This is a genomic window from Albidovulum sp., assembly GCF_049646345.1.
GTDB lineage: Bacteria > Pseudomonadota > Alphaproteobacteria > Rhodobacterales > Rhodobacteraceae > Albidovulum.
In genome coordinates this window covers 1-2878 of sequence record NZ_JBARVQ010000803.1, presented here as the reverse complement: position 1 = coordinate 2878, position 2878 = coordinate 1, and the positions used below count along the sequence as shown (strand labels likewise).

4 protein-coding genes and 1 pseudogene are annotated in these 2878 nt (G+C 61.1%); 4 read left to right on the top strand and 1 reads right to left on the bottom strand.

The window, feature by feature from the left end; genetic code table 11:
* The 4 genes and pseudogenes from WBB85_RS21075 to WBB85_RS21060 form a co-directional block, all read left to right on the top strand.
* A pseudogene (locus WBB85_RS21075) lies at window positions 1–315 on the top strand (replication initiator protein A); the annotation flags it as partial.
* Window positions 316–387: 72 nt separating this feature from the next.
* Window positions 388–819, top strand: coding sequence for a hypothetical protein (locus WBB85_RS21070; RefSeq protein ID WP_432640540.1), 432 nt, complete (start codon window positions 388–390; stop codon window positions 817–819).
* A 71-nt stretch (window positions 820–890) separates the two neighbouring features.
* Window positions 891–1229, top strand: a complete 339-nt coding sequence (locus tag WBB85_RS21065; protein WP_432640539.1) for a type II toxin-antitoxin system RelE/ParE family toxin — start codon at window positions 891–893, stop codon at window positions 1227–1229.
* Entirely contained in the window at window positions 1226–1504 is a 279-nt protein-coding gene (locus WBB85_RS21060; protein WP_432640538.1) for a helix-turn-helix domain-containing protein, read from the top strand. The genes WBB85_RS21065 and WBB85_RS21060 overlap by 4 nt, the downstream gene beginning before the upstream one ends.
* A gap of 20 nt (window positions 1505–1524) precedes the next feature.
* Here the strand turns inward: WBB85_RS21060 and merA are convergent.
* A partial coding sequence (gene merA, locus WBB85_RS21055; RefSeq protein WP_432640537.1) for a mercury(II) reductase occupies window positions 1525–2878 on the bottom strand: 1354 nt, incomplete at its 5' end.

Here is a 2878-nt window from a genome sequence, read left to right as displayed (position 1 = left end):
AAGTTCCGGCTAAACCTCCGGCAGATCATCGAAGATGATTGCACGCCGTTCTACAAGATCGAGCTGATGGCTGACGACCTGGTAATCTTCCGGCCACGGTCCGCCTCTACCGCGCTGGCACCTGATATCCGGCTGCCGGAATGGTCCGAGGAGAAGGCCCGCGAGGTCGCCCGCGAGAAGGGCAGAGACTACCACGTCCTACGGTCGGACTGGATGGCCTTCGCCAAGGCCGAAGCTGCAAAAGGGAACCCACCCAAGAATGCCGGTGCAGCCTTTGTGGCATACTGCAAGAAGCAGGAAAGTCTGCGCCGATAGGAAAAGACTTGCAACGGCGCAACGCGTCGCACAGCATAACATTGCAACGATGCGCAACGGACCAGCAACACAATGAAATACACCCTTTCAGAAGCAGCGTCGGCCACCGGCAAGAACAAGGCAACCATTCAGCGCGCCATAAAAAGCGGGAAGATTTCTGCGCCCAAGGGTGAGAATGGGTCATATGAAATAGACCCATCAGAGCTTCACAGAGTTTTCCAACCTGTCGCGCAACGCGTTGCACAAAGAGGCGATGCAACAATACGCAACAGCGCGCAACAGGCAGGATTACCCCCAGATTTCAACGCATTGCAACGCATGGCTGATCTGGAAAAAGAACTTGCCGTGATGGAAGAGCGGAAGAACGGCTTGGAAGAGCAGAAGCGCCATCTGACGGATACCGTGGAGGATCTACGAAAGCGCCTCGACAGCTCCGAAGGCCGCGTTCTGGCACTCTTGAACGACCAGAGGCCAAAAGGCTTCTGGAAACGCCTCTTCGGTTAGCGCCTTGGTTCCGGAAAGGTCAATCACCGCATGACACTTGAAAATAGTAACCCAATGGGGTATATTCAGCCATGCAGTCGGTAGCAGAGACCCCGATCTTCACCCGCCAGACGGAAAAGCTCTTCAGCGAAGACGAGAAGCGGGAGCTGATCGACTTTCTGGCGGAGAACCCTTTGGCAGGGGACGAGATCCCCGGAACGGGCGGGGTTCGCAAGGTTCGCTTTGCGGCCTCCGGGCGCGGCAAGAGGGGAGGGGCACGTATCATCTACTACTACCTGGATGATACCATGCCGCTCTACGCCCTTCTGGCCTATGCGAAGAATGATCAGGGCGACATGACGCCCGACGAAAAACGCGCCGTTTCCGCGCTGGCGGCGGCATTCAAGGCAACCCGGAAGGAAAAGAGATGAGCACCTTTGGCGACGATCTGATCCAGGCAATGACCGAGGCCCTTTCTCACGCGAAGGGCGAAGGCCCCGCCATTGTCCACGATCCCATTGCCCCGCGGGAAGTGCGGGAACAGGCCCATCTGACGCAAGCGCAGATGGCCCCTTTGATGGGAATGAGCCTGTCGGGCTACCGGAAGTGGGAACAAGGCCAGCGCCGTGTCAGCGGACCAGCTGCGACCCTGCTGCGGCTGATCCAGAAAGAGCCAGACGTGGTGAAGCGCGCATTGCTATCATAAGCAGGGTCGCATTCTCGCGCCTATCCCGCACAACAGGACAACTTAGCCACATCCTTGTCGAAGGTCTGAGCGGCGAGTTTCAGCCCCTCGACCGTGGTAAGGTAAGGGAAGATGGTGTCACCGAGGGCTTTGGTGGTCATGCCGAATTTCAGCGCCATGGCCAACGTCTGGACGCTGTCCGCTCCCTCCGGGGCCACGATCACACCGCCCAAGAGCCTATCGGTCTCTGCATCCGCCACCAGCTTTATGACACCGCGCGTGTCACGGGCCGCGAGCGCTCGGGGCACGTTGTCGAGCGTCAGAACGCTGGTTTTCACGTCATACCCGGCTGCAACGGCCTGTTCCTCGCTCAGCCCCACGCCCGCCACCTGCGGATCGGTGAACACCACCCAGGGCATCGCGCCATTGTCATAGCGTTCCGCGCCGCCCATGGCGTTCCGTGCAGCCAGCTTCGCGCCATAGGCGGCCATGTAGACGAACTGATCGCGGTTGGTCACATCGCCTGCGGCATAGATGCCGGGGCGGGTGGTCTGCATGTCGTCGCCCACAACGATTGCGCCGCGCCTGTCTGTCTCGACCCCTATGTCCGCTAGACCCAGCCCTTCGGTATTGGGGCTGCGCCCGGCGGTCACCACCAGATGGTCTGCCGTCAATTCCAGCCGCTTGCCGCCTTCCTCGATGCACAGCACCGCGCGCGCGCCAGCAAGGTGACAGGCGTCATAGGTCACGCCGCAATGCATCGTGATCCCCTCTTCCCGGAACACCTTTGTCAGAGCCTCGGACACTTCGGGTTCGGCCTGCGGCAAAAGGCGCGAGCGGCACACCATGGTGACCTTGACCCCCATCCGCGCCATCATCTGCGCCAGCTCCGCGCCGATATAGCCGCCGCCAAGGAAGATCAGGCTTTCCGGCAGAGTTTCCAGCGCAAGAAGTGACGTGCTGTCCAGCGTGGGCACTTGCTTGATTCCCGGAATAGGAGGCAGGGCGGGGCGGCCACCGGTGGCGATGATGACCTTGGGCGCACGGATCAGGCGCGAACCGACCTGAACGCCACCAGGGACAAGCCGGGCCGCGCCTTCGTCGAGGTAAGTGATCCCCTCATAGCTGGGCAGCAGATCAGCATACTTCTTTTGCCGCAGGCCAGAGACCAAGGCGTCCTTGCCCGCCATCAGCGCCGACCAGTCATCGACCTGTGCCGCCCCGGACAGCCCCGGAAACCGTCGCGCAGCTTTCGCCCCGTGGATTGCTTCCGCCGCGCGGATCATCGCCTTTGACGGCACACAACCCACGTTCACACAGGTGCCGCCGATCAGCCCGTGACCGATCAGCGCCACGCGCTTGCCCGCCTCGGCCGCCGTGATCGAGGCGGAAAAC